Here is a 2,570-nt window from a genome sequence, read left to right on the forward strand (position 1 = left end):
ATCGACATCCGGATCGAGCCCTCCAGCGACTGCCAGGAGTGCAGGAGAGTTTCGTTACCGGTGAGGCGGCACAGCACGCGATGAAAGTTCAAGTCGGTCTCGATCCGCTCGTCCAGCGAACGCTCCGCGCGGCTCATGGCGTCCAGCGCCTCGCGCAGCGCCGGGAGAAGCTCCGCTCGGTCGGGGCGTTCGGCGAGTTCGCGCACGGCGAGTGATTCCAGCGCCGCGCGCACCGCGAAAATATCGCGAATCTCCTTTTCGTCCAGATGCCGGACGTAGAGCCGGCCACGCGCACCGGAGGTGATCAATCCCTCCTGCTGGAGTTGGCGCATGGCCTCCCGCAAGGTCCCGCGGCTGATGGCGAGCTTCTCGGAGAGTTCGGTCTCCACCAGCGGACTCCTCGGCGCGAGCGCGCCACTGGTGATGGCGCTGCGCAGCGCGGCGACGGCCTGTTGGCGCAGGCTTGTCTTCTCCAATCCGAGCAGAGCGGCAGGTTGAGCAACCATGCGTGCCTCCAGGCGTATGTCAGCGGGCAACTGTCGACAACAGTCTGTCGACAATTGTACGGCCCGCCCGCCCCGCGGCGCGGGCCGCACTGATCAGCCCAGCTCGGCGAGCACCCGAGCCACGATTCGATCGGTACTCAGACCATAGCGATCATGCAGCGTGGGAAGCGCTCCGGCGTCGAGGAATTCATCGGGCAACGCGATCGGCACCACCCGCCGGCCGAGCCCGGCCCGGGTTGCCGCAGCGGCAACGGTCTCGAACAGTCCCCCGACCTCGGTGTGGTTCTCCAAGGTCACCGCGAGCCGGGGGGTGTCGATCTCGGCCAGCACGGTCGCCGCATCGAACGGTTTGATGGTCGGGCAGTGCACCACCGCGACATCGACCTTGTGCGCTGCCAGCGCGTCGGCAGCTTGCAGGGCGCGCATGGTCATCAGGCCGCTGCTCACGAACACCACATCGGCACCGCCGCGCAGGACCGCCGCCTTACCCAGCTCGAAGCGGTAGTCGTACTCGTCCAGCACGGTGGCGACCTTGCCGCGCAACACGCGCAGGTAGGTCGGGCCGGGACTCGCGGCCAGTTGCGGGACCGCCTGCTCGATATCGACCGAGTCGCAAGGGTCGACGATGGTGAGGTCGGGCATACCACGGAAGATCGCTATGTCCTCCGTGGCCTGATGACTAGGGCCGTAGCCGGTGGTCAGCCCCGGCAGACCACCGACGATATTGACGTTGAGGTTCGGCTCCGCGATGTCCAGGCATATGAAGTCATAGGCCCGTCGCGCGGCGAATACCGAATAGGTGGAGGCGAACGGTATCAGCCCGGTCTCGGCCATACCGGCGGCCGCGCCGAACAATAGTTGCTCTGCCATGCCCATCTGGAAGAAGCGCTCGGGGAACGCCTCGGCGAAGATGTGCATATCGGTGTATTTGGCGAGGTCGGCGGAGAGACCGACGATCTTGTCGTTCTCCCGGGCCGCCGCGACCAGGGCGTGCCCGAACGGCGCGGCCGTGGTGCGCTGGCCCGGGTCGACGAACGAGGCGATCATCGCCGAGGTTTTCAGTTTGGGAGCGGTGGTGGTCATCGCACGTCCTCGTATCCGGTGGTCAGCTGGTCGCGGCAGATCTGCCATTCGTGTTCGTCGATGCGCATGAAGTGCGCCTTGGTCCGGTTCTCGAGTAGCGGCACGCCCTTGCCGACCTTGGTGTCGCACAGCACGATCGCGGGTGCGCCGTGCGGGGCGGCGTGGCCGGTGGCGTCGTCGAAGGCGGCCAGCAGGGCGGAGGTGTCGTTGCCGTCGACCCGGTAGGTGCGCCAGCCGAAGGCGCGCCATTTGTCCTGCACCGGTTCGGTGCTCAGCACTCCAGCGGTGGCGCCGTCGGCCTGGAGCGCGTTGATATCGACCATCGCGATCAGGTTGCCGAGCTGGTGATGGTGCGCGCTCATCGCTGCTTCCCAGGTGGAGCCCTCGTCGAGTTCGCCGTCGGAGAGGAAGTTGAACACGCGGGTATTCGAGTTCTGATGACGCAGACCGAGGGCCATACCGACGGCGACGGTGAGCCCGTGGCCGAGCGAGCCGCCCGAGATCTCCATTCCCGGCGTGTAGCTGGCCATGCCGGACATGGGCAGCCGGGAGTCGTCGGAGCCATAGGTGGCCAGTTCCTCACGGGGCACGATGCCGGCTTCGGCGAGCGCGGCGTAGAGCCCGATCGCGTAGTGGCCGGTGGAGAGGAGGAACCGATCGCGTTCTGCCCATTCCGGATCCTCGGGCCGGTAGCGCAGGTGCTGGGCGTAGACAGTGGCGAGGATGTCGGCGGCGCCGAGGGCCTGCCCGACATATCCCTGCCCCTGTTCCTCGCCCATGTCGAGGACATCGTGGCGCATGCGGTACGCGAATTCGTCGACGATGGCGCGGCGGCCGGTGGTGGCGTGCGCGGTGATGGTCACAGCAGTTCCTTTTCCCTGGGAGTCGTGGAGGGGGAGACGAGGGGGCGCGACGCCGCGCCGAGATCGGAAACCGCGGCCAGGGTGGCCTCTTCGGCGAGCAGTCGCTCGCGGGAGACCT

The 2,570-nt window shown here is 67.2% G+C and carries 3 protein-coding genes; all 3 read right to left on the reverse strand.

Translation table 11 applies throughout. From position 1 onward, the window contains the following. A partial coding sequence (locus tag ACWDU1_RS31465; RefSeq protein ID WP_450004057.1) for a GntR family transcriptional regulator occupies positions 1 to 506 on the reverse strand: 506 nt, incomplete at its 3' end. A gap of 93 nt (positions 507 to 599) precedes the next feature. Next, on the reverse strand, positions 600 to 1,589 hold the full coding sequence (locus tag ACWDU1_RS31470; RefSeq protein WP_450004058.1) for a transketolase family protein: 990 nt from the start codon (positions 1,587 to 1,589) through the stop codon (positions 600 to 602). Beyond that, positions 1,586 to 2,452: a transketolase gene (locus ACWDU1_RS31475; RefSeq protein WP_450004059.1), complete on the reverse strand. Its 867-nt coding sequence runs from the start codon at positions 2,450 to 2,452 to the stop codon at positions 1,586 to 1,588. Before ACWDU1_RS31475 ends, ACWDU1_RS31470 begins: the two co-directional genes overlap by 4 nt. Between the last annotated feature and the right edge of the window lie 118 nt (positions 2,453 to 2,570).

The sequence above is a fragment of the Nocardia sp. NPDC003345 genome (genome assembly GCF_053589395.1).